This is a genomic window from Duganella sp. Root336D2 (assembly GCF_001425005.1).
Taxonomy (GTDB): domain Bacteria; phylum Pseudomonadota; class Gammaproteobacteria; order Burkholderiales; family Burkholderiaceae_D; genus Rugamonas.
Map to the genome: position 1 here is coordinate 215,250 of NZ_LMDB01000035.1, position 21,246 is coordinate 236,495.

The window sequence follows — 21,246 nt, forward strand, 5'->3', positions numbered from 1 at the left end:
CTCACAGGCGCTCCCGGTGCCGGCGCAGGCTGGATACCGCCGTCACGCAGATCGCCAGCCAGCCCAGTCCTTCAGCCACCGCCGCCAGGACATCGGTCAGGTAATGCACGCCAAGATAGACGCGGCTGAACGCCACCAGCGCAATCATCAGCAACGCGCCAACGGCCAGCGCGGCCCGCTGGGCGCCGCTGCGCGCATGCGTCCACAGGTAGCAAGCCAGCGCGCCATAGAACACGGTCGCTGCCAACGTATGGCCGCTGGGGAAGCTGTAGGTCGGCAACGTCAGCAGCGGCGCCTCAAAGCTGGGGCGCACGCGCTGGTAGCTGTGCTTGAGCAGCACATTCAGCACCATGCCCGGTGGCACGGATAACAGCACGGCCAGCAGCCAGTAATGCGCCTGCCGCCGCCAGAGGTGCCAGGCAAACAGCAGGGTCAGGAAAGCAATGCCCGCCACGCTGTGCAGGTGGCTGACTGCCAGCATCAGCGTCGTCCAGGGTTCAGTGGCGCGGGCGTGCAGCCATTGCGAGACACTGATATCGAAGGCAGCCAGGCGCGCCCCCGGCCCCACCGCGGCCCCGGCAATGGCGTGGAACACGGCAGAGGCCACGATCAGCGGGGCCAGCCCGGCCACAAGGTGCAAAGGAAGTCGGATCGTATCTCTCATACAACGCTTAATAAAAAAACCTGATTTTTCATCCAGTACTGTTGATTCATACAGTATTTGTGCTATTCTAATCACTCGTTAAACACACATCACAGCACAAGGAATTCGTCATGACCACTATGCACAGCACCTTCGGCTCCCGCTTTGGCCTGGAATATGCCCCTATGTCTTTCCTGGTTCGCTTCGGCAAACGCGAAGTGCTGGTGTGCCGTGACTTCCGCAAGCGCTTCTACGCTGTGAACCCGATCATCGAGTGCGACACCGGCGTTCAGCCTGGCCACCTGGAAGTTCTGCTGTTCAGCCGCTGGCTGCTGATCTTCTCCAAGGCCCACTAAGCTTCAGTCTCGCATAGCTGTTCATACCGAGCGCGCAAGTAGTCGCGCAAACGAATCACGACGGGCGTGACCTGCGAGCGGTGCATGCAAACCAGCTGTAATGGCACCTCTTCACCCATTACATCTGGTAGCAGCAAACGCAAGCGACCGGCTTCAAGGTCGGCGGTCACGTCCAGCCGTGATTTGTAGGCAATACCCAATCCCGCTACCGCCCAGCGGCGCACCAGGTCGGCATCATCGCTGCTGCGATTGCCCCTGACCTGCACCACTTTGCCCTGGGCGGGGAAAGCCCAGCGGTCATACAGCATGTCATCCAGGGCGAAGCGCAAGCAGTTGTGCTGTGCCAGCTCGTCCAGGTTGGACGGCGAACCGTTCCGGCGCAGGTATTCCGGCGATGCCACCAGCGCACGCCGGTTGCCGGGTGCAATGGGCATGGCCACCAGGCTGGAATCATCGAGCTTGCCATAACGCAGGGCCAGGTCCACTGGCTGGCGATACATGTCCGCGACCCGGTCGCTGACAAACAGCTGCAGGCTGATGGCCGGATACTCGGCCTGGAACCCGTCCAGCCATGGCAACAGCACATTGCGGCCCACGTCCGATGGCATCGAAATCTTCAGCAGGCCAGCCAGTTCCTGCTGGCCCTGCCTGATCGCCTCATGCCCTTCGCGCAATTGACGCACCGCTTCACGTGCATGGCGCAGGTAATGCTCGCCTTCCGCCGTCAGGCGCAGCGAACGGGTGGTGCGGGCAAACAGGCGCAATTGCAATCCGTCTTCCAGCCGCTTCAGGGCCGCACTGGCCAGGGCCGGCGATATGTCCAGCGAACGTGCTGCCGCCGACAGGCTGCCACGATCGGCCGTATTGACGAAGACTTCCAGGTCATCCAGGCGCAACATTTTCAGCATTCCTTTGAAAGTGTTTCCATAATTTTAGTCTTTTTCTTGAAGCTGTGATGTTCGAAGATACCGACATCACCACTTCTTACGAAAGACGTCACCATGAAAGCTGTTGCCTACCGCGCCTCCCTGCCGATCGACCACGCCGATGCGCTGATCGATATCGAACTGCCTGCACCGGTTGCCAGCGGCCGCGACCTGCTGGTCGAGATCAAGGCTGTGTCCGTCAATCCGGTCGACACCAAAATCCGCCTCAATGTCGGCCCTGCCGAAGGCGAAAGCAAGGTGCTGGGCTGGGATGCCACCGGCATCGTGCGTGCGGTCGGTCCCGAAACCAGCCTGTTCAAGCCGGGCGATGAGGTCTGGTATGCCGGCGCCCTTGGCCGTCCTGGCACCAATGCCGAACTGCACCTGGTCGACGAACGCATTGTCGGCCATAAGCCATCCAGGCTCAGTTTCGCCGAAGCGGCCGCCCTGCCCCTGACTGCCATCACGGCCTGGGAATTGCTGTTCGACCGCCTGGGCGCCAGCCGCGACAAGGCGCGCGAAGCCGGCAAATCCCTGCTGGTAACAGGCGCCGCGGGCGGCGTCGGTTCCATCCTCATCCAGCTGGCGCGTCAACTGACGGGACTGACCGTGATCGGCACGGCCTCGCGCCCTGAAACTGCTGAATGGGTCGAGTCGCTGGGCGCGCACCACGTCATCGACCACAGCAAGCCACTGGATGAAGAAATCCGTCGCCTGGGCCTGCCGCCCGTCAATTACATCGCCAGCCTGAACGAAAGCGAACACCATTTCAGTGCGCTGGCCGAGCTGGTGGCGCCGCAAGGCAAACTGGCCCTGATCGACGATCCGGCCCATATCGACGTGCGCCTGCTGAAACGCAAAAGCGTGTCTCTGCATTGGGAATTCATGTTCACGCGCTCGATGTTCGAAACTGACGACATGGCGCAACAGCACGCCCTGCTGAACGACGTGTCGCGCCTGGTGGATAGCGGTGTGCTGAAAACCACACTGGGTGAGCGTTTCGGCGCCATCAATGCGGCTAATCTGAAACGCGCGCACGCCCTGCTCGAAAGCAATCGCGCACGCGGCAAGATTGTATTGGAAGGCTTCTAAGCTTCGGCTGCGGTGCGCACAGCGTGTGCCGCCGCGCTTGCCTCACCCGCCAATTCGATCGCATGCTGCTGCTGGCGAATCGCCAGTGCGCGGCGATCGTGCGTGTCGACCAGGTCGATCAAGGATTGCGAAACGCTGCATGCGTCTTCGACCGTTGCGTCGAAGCGATCGCGGCCGCGTTTAAGCATGGGCGACTCGTAGCCCACCGCGCTGAACATGTCGCATATTTCCGCGCACAGGTCACAGAGCGTGCGCATCGAATCGCAGGCGCCTTCGATGTCGGCGCGCATTTTACGGTCGAGGTCGATAAACTCGGTGCGAGCACAATCATGGGCCGACAATTCCGAGACCGTGCTTTTCCAGCGCTGGATGCGCCCAATGATGCGGCTGATGTTGATATTTTTCTGGCGCAGGATCAAGGCGTACTGGCAGGCCAGCAGCGCCAGCGGCAGGCAGGCCAGGAAGGCCGGCATGCCCGCACGCCGCAAATTCGTTTCCATTTTTTTGCAGCGGCGCAGGATTGCACCGATATTGCTGCCAAGGGATTGGTTGCGCATGGCCGTCCTCCCGACGATCCGCCGTGCGAAGGCATGGCGCGACAAGCCAAGTATAGGCAGCGCTGCGCCGGAGCGACCGTGCCCAGGGTTGATGCAGATTAAAGGTGCAGCGATTAAGCGCCGTTGAGCCAGGTTTGCTCGTGGGCCCGTTCGCGGCGGCGGCGCTCGGCTGGGGAGTCGAAGTCGCGCAGGAACTGGACGTGCTTGCGTTCCAGCGCCAGCATCTCGCGCTCGAGCGAATCAATTTCGGCGCGATCGGTCGAGTGATTCATGTAAGTGGCGCGTTCGCGCTGGATACGCTCCTGCTCGTCCTGGATGGTTTGCAAACGCCCTTCGCAACGCTGCACGGTGCGGCGCAGCTTTTCCGGCGTCAGGCCCTGGTCGCGCAGGTCGGTCTGCACCGCCAGGTCGCCGCGCACGGCATGGGTGCGCTTTTGCAGTTCGGCGATTTCCGCGTTGACTTCATCGATGGCCTGGGTGTCCTTGGCCGCATAGGCGCTGCGGCGGCGCTCGCCCAGCAGGGCCATTTCCGCTTCCAGCACCTGGTATTCATCGCGGAATGGGCGTTCGAAATTGCCTAATTGGGTAAGGCAGGACTCGAGCTGCTTCTCCAGTGTCACCACCTCGAGCTGCAGCTTGGCGATCGGCATGTCAAAGCGGCGCTGGGCACGCTCCTCCATTGCCTTGTTGGCGGCCAGCAGGCGCGCCTCGAAGCGCACGGTCGAAAACTTCTTGCGCGCCTCCTCCTCATGGGCGGCACGCAGCCTGCGCTCGTAAGCGCGGTAAGCCGCGGGCATGCGCAGCTTGCGATACCAATTTCGAATCCAATTCCACATAGGCAGGAATATAGCCTAGGCTGCGCCGCGTGTCATGTCTGCCAACGCCGGGACCAGCAAGGATGCGACAGCAATCGCGTTGCTGCTGTGCGGCACAGTGTCGCAGCTCGCGGTGCGCGCCACGCCGGCGGCTTGCAGGTCTTCGAAGGCAGTTGCGGCGAACAGCGGGTGGACCGCGACGCAAACGGGCGGCGGCAGGCCGGCCCGGCGTACATGGCCGACAGCGGCAATCATGGTGCGGGCGGTGGATGCGATATCGTCAACGATGACGGGAGTGTGGTGCTGCCAGCGTCCGGTGTCCGGCACCGAGACTTCCACATCGTGGTCGCCGCGGCGCACTTTTTCCAGCACGATGCAAGGGCAGCCGGCGCCGCGAGCCACCTCGGAGGCCCATTGCTCGCTCTCGGCATCCGGCCCGATCACCAGCGGCTGGGGCACATTGGCCGCGATCCATTGCGATATGGCCGGAGCGGCGCGCACCACGCGCGTTGGGATGGTATAGATTTCGGCCAGGTCGTGGTGGCGGTGCAAATGGGGGTCGATGGTCACCATCCAGTGGAACACGCCAGACAGCAGCCGCGCGAAATGGGCCGAGGTAATGCCTTCACCCGGATTGAAGATGGCATCGTGCCGCATATAAGCCAGGTAAGGGGCCGCCAGGCCGACGCTGGCGGCGCCCAGGTCGCGCGCGATGCTGGCGGCAAAGTACAGCGGCATGAAACGGTCGTCAGGCCGGTCAAGGGTGCAGACCAGGACTACCTGGCGCCCTTTCACTTCCGAGTGGTAGCGCACGTAGGATTCGCCGTCCGGGAAGCGCCGTACTTGCAAGCGCCCCTGCTCCCAGCCTGTCAATGCCGACAATTGCTCTGTCATTGCTTCATTGCCGGGCAGGGCGAACAGGATAGGCGTCATGGCGATCTCCTCAAAGTAGTGACTTTTATTCTAGCTCCCGGTCCGGGATTTGCGCAATTCAAGCATCATTTTTGACAACCTGTCGCAATCTTTGGGCGGCTAATGGTGGTAGCAGCCAGAATCGTCCCCGTTATCAAACTGGAGACATGCATGCCTTTGAACCGTTGCACCCTGCCTGCGCTGGCACTGGCGCTGGCAAGCGCCCAAGCGCATAGCGAAGCCGTGCTGCAGGATTTTTCCGGCCATAAGATTGAGGTCCTGAAGATCACCAAGCCCGGCGCCCCGGCCACCGTGGTCTTCGAAAATGGTTCGCGCATCACCCTCGACAAATGGGACAAGGTGATCCTGGAAGTGGCCAAAGAGGCGACCGTGTTCGCCTACAACCGCCCGGGCTACGGCAAGAGCGACAAACCATCCACGCCGCGCAACGGCAAAACCGTGGTTGAAGAACTACGCCAGCTGTTGCAGCAGCAAGGCTTGCAGCCGCCCTATGTCCTGGTTGGCCATTCCCTCGGCGGCCTGTACATGCAGTTGTATGCGCGCGCCTATCCGCAGGAAGTCCAGGGCGTGGTGCTGGTCGACGCGGTCTACCCCGGCATCATCAAAAAGCCGGAGGACTTTCCTTTCATGACGCGTATGGCCAAGTACCTGTTCCTGAATTCGGCGATGGAAGCGGAAGTCGACCAGATCCACAGCACCGGCCAGGCCGTGCTGGCGATGCCGTGGAACGACGAGATCCCGATCGTGCGCCTGTTCAACGTGCCCAAGTCAGCCGGCGCGGTAGCGGTCGACCTGGGCACTGTCAATGAGGACGAGCAGACCCGCACCATGGTCAAGAACATGTACCCGAAATCCTGCAAGGTGATCGTGGATTCCGATCACCAGATGCAGCAGGCTAATCCCGAAGTGGTGGTCAACGCTATCCACGACGTGATCAGCGCCCGCGACAGCAAGCGTCAGCCGGCCTTGCGCTGCACCTGATCCGGTTCAGCCGTGGTACGCGCTTCTTCATGATGGAAAGGCGCGTACCAGGTCACAACGAAGGATGGCACAGTCGCCGCCATCACCAGCCAGAAATAGCTGACATAGCCCATGGCCTCCTGCAGGTGGCCGCTGACCATGCCGGTCAACATGCCGCACATCCCCATCAAGCCGGTGCCGAAGGCGTAGTGGGTGGTGGTGTATTTGCCGGGGGCGAGCTGTTGCATCAGGTAGATCATGAAGCCCACAGAACCGAAGCCGAAGGAGAACTTCTCCACCACCACGCCGGCGCCGATCACCCACAGGTTCGATGGCTGGAAGATCGCCATCAGCAGGAAGGTGGCGATCGGGATGTTCAGCACGCAGCACAGCGTGAACAGCACCGGTTTCAGTCCGCGCTTTGCCACGTACCAGCCGCCGATCAGGGAACCTGCCAGTACAGCCAGCAGGCCGTATGTGCCATAGACGATGCCGAGCAGTTCGTTCGACATGCCAAGCCCGCCCTTCTCGACCGGGTCCACCATGAAGAAGGGACCGATCTTTTCCAGCAGGCCAATCGACACGCGATACAGCAGTGCGAAGGCCACCATGGTCCACACGCCGCGCTTTTCAAAGAAGGTCTTGAAGGCGTCGCGCAGGATGAAGCCCGCTTGCGCCAGGTTTTCCGGTGTATCGGCCGCACGCGCGCCATCCGGCATCGCGCGCCAGTGCCAGGCCGTAATCGCCAGCAGCAGGATCGCCACGGCAACGAAGACAATGCGCCAGGCGCCAAGCCAGTCCATGCCATAGTCGGAATGCAGGCGGCCGCTCAGGTAGACCAGCACGCCGGAAGCCACCACCGGACCAATGTTCCAGCTCAGGCTTTGCACGCCGCAGTACAGCGACTGGCTGCGCGAACTGAGCGAGGTGACGTAGACGCCGTCGCTGGCGATGTCCATGGTGGCCCCGATGAAGGACATGATCCAGAACAGCGCCATCATCAACGCCATCGAGCCCGGCATGCCCATCACCAGGGCCACTGCGCCGAAGCCCAGGCCAAGCAGCAACTGGGTGACCAGCACGAAGAACTTCTTGGTGCGGTACATTTCCACCACCGGAGCGAACAAGGGCTTGATGGTGTAGGCCAGGATCAGCATGCTCGAATACTGCGCCGCGCGGCCATTGTCCATGCCCAGGTTCTTGAACATGATGGACGTGACGCTGGTCAGCATCATATAGCCCATCGCCATTGCGAAGTAGCCGGTGGGCACCCACTGCAGCGGCGAGCGGTTCATGAGCGCTGCACCTTGACCAACTCGCGGTACCAATGCGCGCTGTCCTTCAGCGTGCGCTTTTGCGTGGCGTAATCGACATGGACGATGCCGAAGCGCTTGGCGTAGCCGGAATCCCATTCGAAGTTATCGAGCAGGCTCCACATGAAGTAGCCTTGCACATCGACGCCTTGCTCCATGGCGCTGGCCAATGCATCGAGGTGGCGCGAGATGAAGGAAATTCGCTCCTCGTCGTGGTCCGGCGTGCTGCTGGCCATGCCGTTCTCGGTGATGTAGATCGGCGGCAGCTCATACTCGCCCTTCAGCTTGAGCAGCAATTCGGTCAACCCCTGCGGATAAATTTCCCAGCCCATTTCGGTGCGGCCGTTTTCCAGCGGCGGCGTGCGCGGCGGATCTTCGGCGCTGCAGAAAGCGCGGAAGTAGTAGTTCACGCCAAGGAAGTCGATCGCCTGGTGGATGGCGGCCATGTCTCCCGCCTCGATTTGCGGGGCATTGGCGCCGTGGTGGCGCAGCGCCAGTTCCGGATAGCGGCCTTTGAAAATTGGGTCCATGAACCATTGTACCGAACGTGCGTATTCCACCTCGGCCAGCGCGCGGTCAGCATCGCTATCGGTGGCCGGGTCGGCGGTCCACTGGTTCAGCACAATGCCCAGCTTCGCCGTCGAACCGACGGCGCGCATGGCGCTCATTGCCAGGCCGTGCGACAGCAGCAGGTGGTGCGAAACCTGGACGGCGGCCTTGGCGTCGCGTACGCCCGGCGCAAACTGGCCGTTGCCGTAGCCAAGGTTAGCGGTGCACCATGGCTCGTTATGCGTCGCGATGCTGGCCACGCGATTACCGAAGCGGCGCGCCACTTCAGCCGCGTATTCGGCGAAATATTCGCAGGTGGCACGATTCAGCCAGCCGCCCTCTTCCTGCAGGGCCTGCGGCAGATCCCAGTGGTACAGCGTGACGTAGGCCTGCTTGCCTTTTTCCTGCAAGGCAGTGATCAGGCGGTCGTAGAAGGCGAAGCCGGCTTCATTCCAGGCGCCCTTGCCATCCGGCTGCACGCGCGACCAGGCGATGGAGAAGCGGTAGGCATCGACGCCGAGGGAGTCGATGATGTCGACGTCCTCGCGATAGCGATGGTAGTGATCGCAGGCGACGCTGCCGTCGCTGCCATCCTTGATCTTGCCGGGCGTATTGCAGAAAACGTCCCAGATAGAGAGGCCTTTGCCGTCCTCCTGGTTGGCGCCCTCGATCTGGAAGGCGCTGGTGGCTACGCCCCAGAGAAATTCGGGCGGCAGGCGTGTGTCTTTCATTCTTGATTTCGCAGGTAAAAGCTTAGGGATGGCCTGCCCCGGGGGACGAGGCAGGCCGCGTTGCGACGGGCTTAGAAGTCGATGCCCGCGTTAACACCGATGGTGCGTGGAGGCAGGTACTGAGCCACCCACACGTTGGCGCCGTTCATGGCGCTGGTCTTGATGCGTTTGTCGCCAACGTTACGTACGAAGGCATCCACCCAGAACTGCTTCGGTCCCTGGTAGCGCAGGCCGAGGTCAAACTTGGTGTAAGCAGCTTGCTGGTCTTCCGGACCCATATTGAAGATCGACAGCTCGGACTTGGTTTCGTAGTGCGCCGAGACGCGCGGGACCAGCGTGTCGCCGTTCGCCAGGCGGAAGGTGTGCTGGTAGTTCAGGTGGGCCGAGAACTTTGGCGCGTGCGGCATGATGTTGCCGGTGACGTTCAGGCAGTTCGAGTTCAGGTCCGGGCAGAACGGCAGCGAATAGTCGTTGGAACCGGCGATCAGGAAACCCAGCTTGGTATGGGTGTAAGCCAGCGCCAGCGCCAGCTTGTCGTCCGGCGACAGCTTGGCCTGGATTTCCGACTCGAAGCCCCACACCTTGGCGCCGTCCACATTGCTGGTGACGAAGGTATGCGACCCGTCCGGATTGGTGACCGGAGAGCTGAACTGGAAGTCCTTGAAGTCCTCGTAGTACAGCGCATTGTTGATGCGCAGTGCGCCGCCCAGGAAGGAGCTCTTGCTGCCGATCTCGTAGTTGGTCAGGGTCTCCGGATCGTAGGTACGGCCGCCGTCCTGCAGGCCGCCGGCCTTGTAGCCGGTAGCGACGCTGGCGTACAGCATGTGGTTCTTGTCGATGTCGTAGCTCAGGCGCGCCAGACCGGTGGTCTTGCTGCCTTTGTAGCGGCCATCGTTGGATGGCACGCTCGGGTTGTAACCCTGGCCCGGCTTGGTCGGATCGATGCTCGGGCTCAGTGGAACCTGCGGCGCCGCTGGATCGCTGTTCCATGTATAGCCGTTACCGCCTTCATTGGTGCGCTTGTCCGAGGTATAACGCAGACCGCCGGTCAAATGCATACTGCCGACGTTCCAGGTGGCCTGGCCGAATACTGCGCGCGAATCCACCGTTTCTTTCGGCTGGATGAAGGAACCTTGCCATGCCACGCTGCCCTGCTGGGTGCCGTGCATGATCGGGATGTCGAAGCGGATGCCATTGTCTTCCGCCGCGTAATACGCGCCCAGCTGCCAATCCACTTCTTTCTGGCCGACCGATTGCAGTTGCAGTTCATGGCTGTTGCTGCTGTATTTCGACCAGACGGTGTTGTTGGCCTGGTAGTCGCCGCCGGTGGTGAAGCTGGTTGGCAGCACGCGTCCGCCGTCCTGGTCATAGGTGGACGAGCCGGAGAACTTCGAATGGCCTGCAATATAGCTCAGCGACATGTCCGGGCTCACAGCGTATTCCAGGCGGCTGCGGAAGGTGTTCACATTACGGTGCAGGAATGGCGCGGTGTCGATCAGGGCCGACCACTCGTCCTGGCCGGCGCGCGGCGTCTGCATCAGGTTCATGTTCGGGGTGCCGCGGTCCTGGAAGCGCTCATAGGAGATATTCCACTTCAGGCGATCGGTCGGCTGGTACAGCCAGCTCACGCGCACACCGCTCTGGTTCTGCGCGTTGTAGCGCGGTCCGTTGACGACGTACTGGTTCGGGTTAATCGGCTGGAACTTGGCAGGATCGCCGCCGCCGGCCAGGAAGGCCGCCTGCTGGGAAGCGAGCGAGAGGTTCGGGAAAGTCTGGTACTTCACATATCCGTCGTGCTGCTCGTGGATGACGGCCACACGCAGGGCGGAGTTGTCGCCGGTCGGCACGTTCAGGGCCGCGCGGGCGCCGAGGCGGGCGTAATCGCCGATACCACCGGAAACGCTGCCCGAGAATTCTTTCAGTTTTGGCTTGACGGTCTGCATATTGACCGCGCCGACGGTGGAGTTGCGGCCCCACAGCGTGCCTTGCGGGCCGCGCAGGACTTCAATCGCTTCCACGTCGAACAGCAGCGCGGTGGCGCCTTCCGGACGCGGCGAGTAGATGCCGTCCACGAAGAAGGCTACTTCCGGATCAGCATATTCGGTCTTGGCAGAGTCGTTACCGATACCGCGCATGGTCATGGTGATGACGCCGTGATCGCCCTGGCCGGTGGCCTGGAAGCTTGGCACCAGGTTGGTCACGTCCTGGATGGTTTGCACGTGTGCATCTTCAAGCGCCGCGGCATCCAGCGCGGTAACGGCCACCGGGGTCTTTTGCAGCGAAGTGGTGCGTTTGGTCGCCGTGATCAGCACTTCCGGCACGACGGTGGATTCGGTGTTGGCGGCAGGCGCGGCAGGGGCTTGCTGCGCGGTAGCACTATTGGCGGACGCGACCAGGGCCAGCACCCCGATCTGGATTGCAGAAAACTTCATGTTGTCTCCGGGTTGTTGTTGTGAAAACGATTTCTTATTGCTTGAAAACGTTTTCATGGTACATTTTTAAAAAATAAGAAGTCAACAATTTTTTTAAGGAGACGACAAAAATGGTACCGATTCCAACACGGCGCATACTCATCGTTGGCGGCGGCAGCGCAGGATGGCTGTGCGCCGCTTACCTGGCCAAGATGTTCGGCGACAGCAAGGAAATCACGCTGGTGGAAGCACCTGAAATCGGTGCCATCGGCGTAGGAGAAGGCAGCTTCCCGTCCCTGCGCGCCACGCTGGCGGCGCTCGGCATTCCCGAAGCCGAATTCGTGCGCGAATCGAGCGCAACCTTCAAGCAAGGCATCACCTTCCAGAACTGGCTGTATGGCGCCGACCACTACTTCCATCCGTTCTCGATGCCGAGCCAACGCCCTGGCGCACCGGAACTGCTGCCCTACTGGCTGCAAGGCCTGACCGGCGACACGCCGTTCGCCGAAGCAGTCACCATGCAAAAGCGCGTGGTGGATGCGCAACGGGCTCCGAAACGCCCCGGCGACAGCGACTACAACGGCCCGTTGAATTATGCCTACCACTTCGACGCCGCCCGCTTTGCTGCACTGCTGTCCAAACACGCCCGCAAATCTGGCGTGCGCCATATACAGGACCATGTCGAAGGCGTACAACTCGACCTCGAAGGCGCCATCGCCAGCATCCAAACCCGCGAGCACGGCGCACTCACGGCCGACCTGTACATCGACTGCTCCGGTTTCCGCGCCCTGCTGATCGGCGGCGCGCTTGGCTCGCGATTCCACAGCGTGAGCGACGTACTGTTCTGCGATACAGCGCTGGCCGTGCAAGTGCCCCACCCTGCGCCCGACACGCCAATCGCCTCCGCCACCATCTCCACCGCGCACGAAGCCGGATGGACCTGGGACATCGGCCTGCAGGAACGGCGCGGCATCGGCTACGTTTATTCGAGCCGCCACACCAGCGACCAACGCGCCGAACAAGTGCTGCGCGCCTACGCCGGCCCCGCTTCCAATGGCCTGAACGTGCGCAAGATCCCCATGCAGGTCGGTTATCGCGAACAGCATTGGATCAAGAACTGCGTGGCAATCGGCCTTGCGGGCGGCTTCCTCGAACCACTGGAGGCGTCCGGCATCGGCTTGGTGGAAACGGCGGTCCAAATGCTGGGCGCACTGTTCCCGCATAACGGTGAAATGGCCCCGCTGGCGCGCCACTTCAACCAGTTCATGAGCGAACGCTATGCCCGCATCGTCGACTTCATCAAACTGCACTACTGCCTGAGCCAGCGCCGTGAGCAGTTCTGGATCGACAATTGCGACCCCGCCACCTGGACCGACAGCCTGCGCGACAAACTCGCCATGTGGCGCTGCCGTCCACCACAGCGCATGGATTTCCTGACTGATTTCGAAATGTACCCGCCCTCCAGCTGGCAGTACATCTTGTATGGGATGGACTTCCCCAAAGCGATGCCGCCCATTCCCGGACTCGAACTGATGGCCGACGCAGCGCGGCAGGAATTCGCCAATATCGCCGAAGTTTCAGCCCGTGCGGTGGCGGATTTGCCCGACCACCGTGCCTTTGTAAGCCAGCTATGCCGGCATGAAAACGCTTTCAGAAACGACTTTCATGCAATTCGTGCAACAGTGAACCGCTGAGCGCTTGCTGCTGCCAAGTTCTATGGTAATCTCCGCTTGAAAAGCATTTCATAATGAGAAACCCCTTGAACGACCACGCCAACACCCCATCGCCAGCCACGCTAACCGACGTCGCCCGCCGCGCGGGAGTTTCCCCCAGCACCGTATCGCGCATTTTGAACGGCACCGCCAGGGTGGCTGACGACAAACGGCAAGCCGTGCAGGCCGCGATCAGCGAGTTGAATTTCGCCCCCAACCAGATGGCGCAAAGCCTGAAGCACGGTCGCACGATGACGATCGGGATTGTGGTGCAGGATATCGCCTCGCCCTTCTTCGACGAGATCCTGCATGGTGTGGACGATGGGCTGAAAGGCACCGGCTACGCATCGGTGATCGTCAGCGGCCACTGGAATGCCGACGAAGAAGCGGAGCGCATCCGCCTGCTGTTGGCGCGCAAAGTGGACGGCATCATCCTCCTGACAGGCCGCATGACCGATGCAGCAGTGCTGGGTTTCGCGGCCCAGCGCCCCGTCGTTTCGCTGGGCCGCGTGCTGCGCACCAACCGCGCCATCGGCTTCGCGCTCGATAATGAACACGGCGCCTGGCTGGCCGTGCGCCACCTGATCGAAATGGGTCACCGCCGCATCGCCCACCTGGCAGGCCCGGTTGAAAACCGCGACTCGGTGGAGCGCCTGGCGGGCTACAAGCGCGCACTGAAAGAAGCCGATATCCCCTTTGATCCGGCGCTGGTCGCGGAAGGCAACCTGCAGGAAGCCGGCGGCCTGATGGCAATGAATCGCCTGTACGACAGCCAGCATCCCTTCACTGCGGTCTTTGCGGTCAATGACCAGACGGCCTACGGCGCGCGCCTTTTCCTGTACCGCAAAGGCATCCGCGTACCGGACGACGTTTCGCTGGTCGGCTTCGATGACCTGCCCGGCTCCTCCTACACCACCCCGCCGCTGACCACCGTCCGCCAGCCGCTGTACGTGATCGGCCAGACGGCCGTACAGTCCATGCTCGGATTGATCAACGGCGAAGAAGTGGAAGGCACGATCCCGCCGGTGGAGTTGGTGGTGCGCGAAACGACACGGCGCATCCGCTAGTGATTACGGACGGCGGCGCACCACGTCGCCGCTATCGACCTGCCCTTGCTTGACCTTGAGCCAGCTCTTGCCAGTCAGACGCTCGAAGTTATTGAATGGCGAAGGCAGCGCGTCGGCATCGAAACCCGGCGCATTCTTCAGGTCATAATGCAGGTGCACCAGGAAGGCATCACCGGAAAAGCCCATTTCGCCGACCTTCTGCGCAGCCTTCACGGTATCGCCCACCTTGACCGTCACGCTGCCCTGCTTCATGTGGGCCAGCAGACTGATTTCACCGTTGCCATGGTCGATTTCCACATGGTTGCCCCACATGATGCTCGGGTCGGCGATGAACTGCTCTTTTCCAAACGAAGGCCCTTTGCCCTTGGAATTGTCCGGAATCGTGGCAACTGCACGAACCACTTTACCGCCAGCTGGTGCCAGGATGGGTTTCCCCCAGCCATACCAGTCTTCATTGCGCGAGCCGTCGCCCTTGAACATGCGGCCCTGGTCGTCGGTGGCGACGAAGTCATAGCTGTAGCGCATAAAGTTGCGCTTCCAATTCAGTGCTTGCGCCATCGGATCAAGCAAAGGCAGGCGGCGGTGGTGCCCGTAGAAATCATGGCCGTCGTGCACCAGCACCGGTCCGGCAACTGGCAGCTGCAGCTGCGCTTTCGGCTTGTAGGAGATTGGCGCAACCGGGACTTCAACGGTGTATTTGGTGTCATCGCCCACGTCGAACTTGAAGGTATAGCGCAGGCGGGAGATATCCAGCTCCCGAGGGAATGCAAACAGCGGATTGAAAACCAGCTCCGACTTGCCCGGCTCGATAAAGCGGTTTGGCACCACGAGTACACTGCGGCCATTGGCGCCTACACGGTATTGCGCCACCAGCTTGCCAGCATCGCCCAGCACGGAAACTTCGACTTCACTCAGTTCTACCTTATCCTGGCTATCATTTTTGACCAGGAAGTCGATGTTCAGCAGTTGCTGGCCCTTACCCTGCTCAATCAGCGGCTTGGCCGGAGCCACGCTCACATTGATCGGATCAGCCCAGGCCATGCCCGTTGCCAGGGCCATTGCCGCGAAGGCGATGTTATGCAATTTCATTCAGTCCCCCAAAGGTTTTAATAGTGAGGCGACTTTACCCGGCAGCAGGCAGCAAATGCGGGACTTTGCGACGAACTGCACGATTCTTGGCGTGATTGGCGTGGGGAATGTATAATCCAGCCCTCTGGAAGCGTGGCCGAGTGGTTGAAGGCAGCAGTCTTGAAAACTGCCGACGGTTAATCCCGTTCGTGAGTTCGAATCTCACCGCTTCCGCCACCTAGTGGTGTTAAGTTATTGATTTTGTTGGTATTTTTGTTTTTCAATACGATTAACCATCAAACTGACTATCAAATTATGGTTTGGTTGATTCGTTTCAACTATCCTTGTTGTTTTAGTCGATCTTTGCTCAGTATCGACTGACGGTAACGTCCCGTCTGTTGAAAATCCCCCCCCCAGTAGCTTTCAAAGTTTTTACCATCTCGTTTTTCTTACTAGTCATTTCGACATTTATCGAAATGTCGAAATAATAACACTATGCCTTTCTCGTTCATATAAACGTGAATCGACAGAATCGTCTACAGCAGAGCGTCCGACGGCAAAAGTTAGCCATCGGCTAATGCTGGTGCCCGTCATGCCCCCACTAGCGCCAGCGAATTGCCGGGTCAACGTGGTGTGGCGTCATTGGGTCGAAGATCGGTGGCGCATTGCCGTCGATTGACACCCGTATTGGCCTAGAAAATTTCAGGAATATATTGTTGAAAGGAGAACGGCAAGTTAATGCACTGTCGGTCGGCGTGACCGGCCTGGCTTAGCAAGGCAATCTCACCCATTGAGGGCATACACCCCGCAGCCAAGCTGGCTGCGGGGTGTATGCCCTCTTTGCGTTTCTGTGGACGAAGTTGTCCGGTTCATCTCAATCATCAGTTGTAAAGGATTCATCATGCGACCATTCCCATCACCCCTGGAGCATCTCACTGCATTTGTCATCGTCTTTGCAGCAGGCGTCATATCGACGGCCAGCTTTATCGGTTACATGGAGCGTGTGCGGCGTAACGCTGTACGTGACTACTACAAGCGGGCCAATGCTGAACGTAGCCTGTCAGCCGTACAGATGGAACAAAGGAGCATCGAAAAATGACGCCTCGTTGCCCTCGATGTGAATCTGACCAAATCGTCACTAAAGACTACGCAAGAATGGTCACCTGTTCAATCGGCACGATTGCTGGCGCGGTTCGTGGCTGGCTAGGCGCAGCAAGTGGCGCGGAGCTGGGCGCTGCACTGGGGGCCGTTGCAGGGCCGCCAGGAGTCGCTTTGGGTGGCTTAGCGGGTGCTGTTGTCGGCGCGCTTGTGTGCGGTGCTGCCGGTGGCTCCGCTGGTGCTGCGCTGGGCGAGATTATTGACGAAAACGTTCTCAATAATTTCCTGTGCCTGAGCTGCGAATTCAGCTTTGGTAAGGCCAGCACCGAAGTTCTAGAGCCAACTCCCGCGTCGGAAATATGGACGTGGTAGCTACCGCGCCACGCTAACGTATCCCCAATCGCACAGCGGCCTTCGGGCTGCTGTGCTCTTCCTCAGTAGCACCTTCCCTGACGCGCAGCCTTTCGATCCCGATGTGGATCGACGGCCTGTGCACGTCCCTACCAAAGTAAAGAAAGGAATCGCTGTATGTCACACCTCATCGAAACCATGGCTTACGTCAACGAGACGCCCTGGCATGGGCTTGGAAATCAACTCACTGCGCGCCAGCCGATTGAAGTATGGGCAAAGCAGGCTGGCATGGACTGGCAGATTCGCGAAACGCCTGTATGCTTCTCGACGGGGCATGCTGGCGGCCCTGGCGCTACTGCATCGTTCCCTGAAAACAAAGTCCTGTTTCGCTCCGATACCAATGAGCCGCTGTCTGTCGTCAGCCAGCGCTTCAAGGTCGTGCAGCCCAACGAAATACTGGAGTTCTACCGCGACCTTACAGAAGTTTCCGGCTTTGAGCTTGAAACCGCTGGTGTCTTGAAGGGCGGGCGGAAAATCTGGGCACTGGCACGCACAGGGCAGTCGTCAACGCTCAAGGGGGATGACGTAAGCAATGCCTACGTCCTTCTCGCCACGGCATGCGATGGCACACTGGCGACGACGGCGCAGTTTACGAGCATTCGCGTCGTCTGCAACAACACGCTGGCGGTGGCCCTGGGTGCCAGCAACGGTGCCGTAAAGGTTCGGCATAGCACGTCGTTCGATGCACAATCCGTCAAGCGCCAGCTTGGCATTTCGGTTTCCACTTGGAGTTCCTTCATGTACCAGATGAAGGGGCTGAGCGAGCGGAAAGTGAAAACGCATGAGGCGATGATTTACCTTTCGCGGGTCTTTGCTGACGAACGCAAAGCCGACAGCGGCGGTGCGAGCGACCGGACCATGGCGAAGGTGATGGCGTTGTTTGATGGACATGGTCGGGGAGCTGAACTGGCTTCGTCAAAGGGAACGGCTTTCGGCTTGCTCAACGCCGTGACGGAGTTTGTTGATCATGAGCGGCGTGCGCGTAGTGCTGATCACCGTCTGGATTCCGCGTGGTTCGGACAGGGGTTGTCAGTGAAGGAGAAGGCACTTGAGCAAGCGCTGATAATGATTGTCTAACCTCTCGGCATTTGCACCATGGACCCGGCCGACATCGGCCGGGATTCTAGCGATGCCTTAGCTTGGTACTACTAATAGCGTCCCTGCTACATCGATGCAGAAAGTTGAGAGTGTCAAAAGGGTGGCTCATCTAAAGGGACTTCTGAGAATAGCCATCTCTTCGTGTGGCTAGCTGTGTACCAAAAATTATCGCTTAATTCGACGAATCGCCGCTCCCAAAGATGCGAATGAACGGCAAACAGGGTTGATTTCTGCTTCCTGATGGAAATCTGTGGAGTAGAATGCTGATGTACAAAAACCAATCCTAGTCTAGATGCCAATCTCAAAACCACGAGCGCGAAAAGCGGCTCCCCTCCCTACCAATGCGATGGAGGCCTACAAAGCACTTCAAAAGTCCCTACAAATCCGTGCCGTTAGTGAGGATGATGACGATACGACAACGGCAGAAGAAATCGACTTCTTACATTCAAACCAAGCTCCGCTCCTTGCGGCTGCCATAAAATTTGCGATGACGGAGATTTCGTTAGCGGAGCGACTGGAGTGTGTTTCGAAAGTGGCGGGCAAAAGGTATTTCGCATTCGAGCGCCGTACTGCTAGCGAAACATTTCTCAGTCGTCCGGTTAACCAAGATCTGTTCTCTGACGATCTTGCGCCAGTTCTGGCGTTGTTTGACTCACTTGAGAACTCGCAAACCCATGAAGAGCTCAGTGTTTCTTTGCGTACCTGGGACTCTAATTTACTCCAGAAAACACTCTACTCGATGGCAATGGCATTCTGTTGCGCTATCGATATTCAAAAAACAGGAGATAAAAAAACTCCGGGAACGTTTTTTGAGTACTTTGTCGCGTATTTGATTTCACGGCGTCTACGGGTGAACCCCGTCCGTCGTGTAGAGATAAGTAGTCGAGGCGTCAATATTTCACTGCCCACAGACTTCATCTTCGAGCCTGGATTGGGCTTGCGGAATCTTCACGTGCCGGTTAAGACGTCTACACGTGAGCGAGTTATACAAGTTTGGGCTCATCAGCGAGTCATAGATGGCACGCTAGGCCAAGGCCGCTACCTGGGTACGCCTGTAATTCTTACTGAAACAAAGCTTGATAAGAAAAAAATGGAAGTGGTTGAAATATGCCTACCTGAACAATGGCAAATTTATCAGGGGCATATTTCACAATTATCCAGGATCTACTACTTGGACCTTCCACAGCCTTACATGGATCTGAATACCAAGCTACCTCCAATTGCAGTTAAACCATTTGCGGAGTTTTTTTTCGAGTCTGACGCTTTGGTCGGGGTTTGATAAATACGAGGAAGTAACTATGATTCTTCCTCGCATGTACCTGCTTTATCATTCTCGATACCCCTGGCTTTCCTTTTCGAACGATAACGAAAAGATCCTCGCACACAAAACCATAAGAAGCATATTCGTTGATTAACTCTACGTGAGTGAGCCTCTGCTTATTGGCGCATACCTCATCCTGACATTTAACTATGAAAACGCCATTGTCTTTTAATACACGCCAAGCTTCCTTGCCGGCTTGAAAATAAAGGTCCAATACGGCTTCATGGTATTTTTTACCACCTGCAGCCTCTCCCCCATTGTTACGATAATAGGCCTCAAAATTCTGATGGCCTTGGTGTGCAGTTCCTCCGGGAGTGTGCATGTAAGGTGGATCAAGAACGACGCCATCAAACGATGAATCTTCATATGGAAGTGCGCGGCAATCTGTGCCTGACGCAACGTCTGATGGGACCAGTTCACAATGGTCGCGTGGAACGTTACGCCAGAACACGCCGGTTCCGTATGTAACGTCTGCCACACGTGCGCCTTGTGGCACATACAGCTGTACGATGTGGGGGAACAACTCATCATTGTTGCACATGTACGCGGAGTGGATGAGCTCATTTGTTGCGACGCCACTCGCAACGCGCTCAGTCTTTTTCGCCTTGGTGGGCGTGGCTTTGCCAGGGGTGATGACCGGCAGTCCGTAGGTTTCAGTTATCATGGACGAAGTTTACCAAGCCTACGCGGATTCCGGAAGACCCTAGACGCAAATAAATGCAGTTTTCGCGGCAAGTTGATGTGCCGTCAAAGTTGTTGTTTTACCACGCGCGCGCCCTGCTCAGGGTGGACAGATTGCATGGAGGAGCATACTTACCTAGGTAGGCAGCTCCTCGGTCCGACCAGACGCCCAGTACCGCCCTACTAAGCTACTTAACTCCACAGAAGCGAACGTTAGTGCTGTGATCGTTCTTGGCTGCCCAGTCATCTGTGAGGTGTACTGTCAATGGTGGACACTTCCGTTTCAAGCAGCCAGCGCCTGTTTGCCGAAGTTCTCAGCGAACCTCGCTGGCGACTCGTAACCAAGGCGCGAATGGCGCCGCTGGCGGTTATAAAAAATCTCGATGTACTCCTTGATGGCTGCCTCCGCGTTGGCCCGTGTAGCGTACCTCTGATGATGAATCATTTCGTTCTTCAAGCTGCCCCAAAAGCTCTCCATAGGCGCGTTATCGAAGCAGTTCCCCTTGCGCGACATAGAGGCCCGCATTCCGAACTGCGAGACCAGCTTGCGGTAGTCGTCAGCGCAGTATTGGCTCCCCCGGTCAGAGTGCAGGATCAGCCCTGGCGCCGGCCGCTTACTCCGCACCGCCCGCCACAGCGCTTTCGCCGTCAGATCCTGCGTCATTCGCGCGCCCATGGCATAACCGACCATCTCGCATGTGAAGACGTCTTTGATGCCCGCCAGGTAGAGCCATCCTTCCTCGGTGGCGACATAGGTGATGTCGCTAACCCAGGCCTCATTCGGCCGTGTCGGCGCGAAGGTCTGCTCCAACAAGTTCGGCGCCACCGGGAAGGCGTGCTTCGAATTGGTCGTCGCTTTGAACTTCCGCTTTTGCTTGCAGCGCAGACCCAGTTCCCGCCGCAGCCTTACGATGCGATCACGCCCTGCGTCAAAACCTTGTGCGGCCAGCTCTGGCTGCAAACGCAACGGCCCGTAGGTCTCGCGCGTCTGCGCATGGGCGGCCTTGATGGCGACCTTCAATCGCTCGTCATCTTGCCGTCGTTGAGATGGCGGGCGACCCACCGCTGCATAGAAGCCGCTGCGCGACACCGAAAAGACCCGACACAACAAGCCAAGCGGGTATTCAAGTCGCACCGATTTCATGAACGCGTACCGGGCAGCGACTCCCTCGCAAAGTACGCGGTGGCCTTTTTTAATACTTCCTTTTCCATCCGTTCGACAGCCAGTTCTTTGCGCAACTTGGCGACTTCCGCTTCCAGTTCGGCGACGCTACGGCTGCCTGGAGGCGCAGCAGCATCGGTACTACGTTTGGCGGCGCTTACCCAGTTGGCCAACGTCCCTTTGGGTATCGCAATCCGCTTGGCTGCTTCCTCAAGCGTCAAGCCTTGCGCCAGTACCAGCTTCACCGCCTCGCCCCGAAACTCTGGCGTGTATGTTGTTGATTTCATGATTTCACTCCCTTTGACAAGTTTATCAAATGGAAGTGTCCGAAAAACTCAGGTT

At 59.1% G+C, this 21,246-nt stretch carries 19 protein-coding genes and 1 tRNA gene; 9 read left to right on the plus strand and 11 right to left on the minus strand.

The features are described from left to right. Position 1: 1 nt before the first annotated feature. Complete coding sequence (locus tag ASD07_RS21520) at positions 2–664, minus strand: phosphatase PAP2 family protein (protein WP_082507490.1); 663 nt, start codon at positions 662–664, stop codon at positions 2–4. A 110-nt stretch (positions 665–774) separates the two neighbouring features. On the opposite strand from ASD07_RS21520, the gene ASD07_RS21525 reads away from it, so the two are divergent. Then, positions 775–999 carry a hypothetical protein gene (locus tag ASD07_RS21525; RefSeq protein ID WP_055934969.1) on the plus strand — a complete coding sequence of 75 codons (225 nt, stop codon included), beginning with the start codon at positions 775–777 and terminating at the stop codon, positions 997–999. Here ASD07_RS21525 and ASD07_RS21530 read toward each other — a convergent pair. Beyond that, complete coding sequence (locus tag ASD07_RS21530; protein WP_055935395.1) at positions 996–1,898, minus strand: LysR family transcriptional regulator; 903 nt, start codon at positions 1,896–1,898, stop codon at positions 996–998. The genes ASD07_RS21525 and ASD07_RS21530 overlap by 4 nt on opposite strands. Before the next feature lie 102 nt (positions 1,899–2,000). On the opposite strand from ASD07_RS21530, the gene ASD07_RS21535 reads away from it, so the two are divergent. Next, positions 2,001–3,017, plus strand: a complete 1,017-nt coding sequence (locus ASD07_RS21535; protein WP_055934972.1) for a zinc-binding alcohol dehydrogenase family protein — start codon at positions 2,001–2,003, stop codon at positions 3,015–3,017. Here ASD07_RS21535 and ASD07_RS21540 read toward each other — a convergent pair. From ASD07_RS21540 to ASD07_RS21550, 3 genes are all read right to left on the minus strand, one after another. Continuing rightward, positions 3,014–3,574 (minus strand): hypothetical protein, encoded by a 561-nt coding sequence (locus ASD07_RS21540; protein WP_055934975.1) that lies wholly within the window; start codon positions 3,572–3,574, stop codon positions 3,014–3,016. The genes ASD07_RS21535 and ASD07_RS21540 overlap by 4 nt on opposite strands. Positions 3,575–3,687: 113 nt before the next feature. Further along, positions 3,688–4,371, minus strand: coding sequence for a hypothetical protein (locus tag ASD07_RS21545; RefSeq protein ID WP_055934978.1), 684 nt, complete (start codon positions 4,369–4,371; stop codon positions 3,688–3,690). A 54-nt stretch (positions 4,372–4,425) separates the two neighbouring features. Next, positions 4,426–5,322 carry a ribose-phosphate pyrophosphokinase gene (locus ASD07_RS21550; RefSeq protein ID WP_055934981.1) on the minus strand — a complete coding sequence of 299 codons (897 nt, stop codon included), beginning with the start codon at positions 5,320–5,322 and terminating at the stop codon, positions 4,426–4,428. A gap of 150 nt (positions 5,323–5,472) precedes the next feature. Between ASD07_RS21550 and ASD07_RS21555 the strand changes: the two genes are divergently transcribed. Next, complete coding sequence (locus tag ASD07_RS21555) at positions 5,473–6,303, plus strand: alpha/beta fold hydrolase (RefSeq protein ID WP_055934984.1); 831 nt, start codon at positions 5,473–5,475, stop codon at positions 6,301–6,303. Here ASD07_RS21555 and ASD07_RS21560 read toward each other — a convergent pair. The 3 genes from ASD07_RS21560 to ASD07_RS21570 all read right to left on the minus strand — a co-directional run bounded on the left by ASD07_RS21560 (position 6,279) and on the right by ASD07_RS21570 (position 11,307). Beyond that, the gene (locus ASD07_RS21560; protein WP_055934987.1) at positions 6,279–7,577 is read right to left on the minus strand and encodes an MFS transporter; all 1,299 of its coding nucleotides are present in this window, start codon (positions 7,575–7,577) and stop codon (positions 6,279–6,281) included. The two genes, ASD07_RS21555 and ASD07_RS21560, sit on opposite strands and share 25 nt — an antisense overlap. After that, a complete protein-coding gene (locus ASD07_RS21565) occupies positions 7,574–8,875 on the minus strand; it encodes a GH1 family beta-glucosidase (protein WP_055934990.1) in 1,302 nt (433 codons plus the stop codon). Before ASD07_RS21565 ends, ASD07_RS21560 begins: the two co-directional genes overlap by 4 nt. Positions 8,876–8,946: 71 nt before the next feature. Beyond that, positions 8,947–11,307 (minus strand): TonB-dependent receptor, encoded by a 2,361-nt coding sequence (locus ASD07_RS21570; protein ID WP_055934993.1) that lies wholly within the window; start codon positions 11,305–11,307, stop codon positions 8,947–8,949. A gap of 110 nt (positions 11,308–11,417) precedes the next feature. On the opposite strand from ASD07_RS21570, the gene ASD07_RS21575 reads away from it, so the two are divergent. Further along, entirely contained in the window at positions 11,418–12,980 is a 1,563-nt protein-coding gene (locus ASD07_RS21575; protein WP_055934996.1) for a tryptophan halogenase family protein, read from the plus strand. A gap of 53 nt (positions 12,981–13,033) precedes the next feature. After that, positions 13,034–14,065 carry a LacI family DNA-binding transcriptional regulator gene (locus tag ASD07_RS21580; RefSeq protein WP_055934999.1) on the plus strand — a complete coding sequence of 344 codons (1,032 nt, stop codon included), beginning with the start codon at positions 13,034–13,036 and terminating at the stop codon, positions 14,063–14,065. A gap of 3 nt (positions 14,066–14,068) precedes the next feature. On the opposite strand, the gene ASD07_RS21585 is transcribed toward ASD07_RS21580, so the two are convergent. After that, the gene (locus ASD07_RS21585; RefSeq protein WP_055935002.1) at positions 14,069–15,154 is read right to left on the minus strand and encodes a M23 family metallopeptidase; all 1,086 of its coding nucleotides are present in this window, start codon (positions 15,152–15,154) and stop codon (positions 14,069–14,071) included. 126 nt (positions 15,155–15,280) lie between these two features. Between ASD07_RS21585 and ASD07_RS21590 the strand changes: the two genes are divergently transcribed. From ASD07_RS21590 to ASD07_RS31070, 4 genes are all read left to right on the plus strand, one after another. Further along, positions 15,281–15,370 (plus strand) — tRNA-Ser (locus ASD07_RS21590). A 664-nt stretch (positions 15,371–16,034) separates the two neighbouring features. Next, positions 16,035–16,232 (plus strand): hypothetical protein, encoded by a 198-nt coding sequence (locus ASD07_RS31065; RefSeq protein ID WP_156398124.1) that lies wholly within the window; start codon positions 16,035–16,037, stop codon positions 16,230–16,232. A 527-nt stretch (positions 16,233–16,759) separates the two neighbouring features. Further along, positions 16,760–17,719 carry a DUF932 domain-containing protein gene (locus ASD07_RS21595; protein ID WP_055935005.1) on the plus strand — a complete coding sequence of 320 codons (960 nt, stop codon included), beginning with the start codon at positions 16,760–16,762 and terminating at the stop codon, positions 17,717–17,719. A gap of 367 nt (positions 17,720–18,086) precedes the next feature. After that, a complete protein-coding gene (locus ASD07_RS31070; protein WP_055935008.1) occupies positions 18,087–19,019 on the plus strand; it encodes a hypothetical protein in 933 nt (310 codons plus the stop codon). On the opposite strand, the gene ASD07_RS30365 is transcribed toward ASD07_RS31070, so the two are convergent. Both ASD07_RS30365 and ASD07_RS21610 read right to left on the minus strand, forming a co-directional pair. Continuing rightward, complete coding sequence (locus ASD07_RS30365) at positions 18,967–19,725, minus strand: DNA methyltransferase (protein ID WP_082507493.1); 759 nt, start codon at positions 19,723–19,725, stop codon at positions 18,967–18,969. The two genes, ASD07_RS31070 and ASD07_RS30365, sit on opposite strands and share 53 nt — an antisense overlap. A gap of 300 nt (positions 19,726–20,025) precedes the next feature. Beyond that, positions 20,026–21,191, minus strand: a protein-coding gene (locus tag ASD07_RS21610; protein ID WP_373922094.1) for an IS3 family transposase whose coding sequence is annotated in 2 segments (ribosomal slippage) — positions 20,026–20,939 and positions 20,939–21,191 — 1,167 coding nt in all. Because the reading frame shifts where the segments join, the coding sequence is not laid out codon by codon here. Between the last annotated feature and the right edge of the window lie 55 nt (positions 21,192–21,246).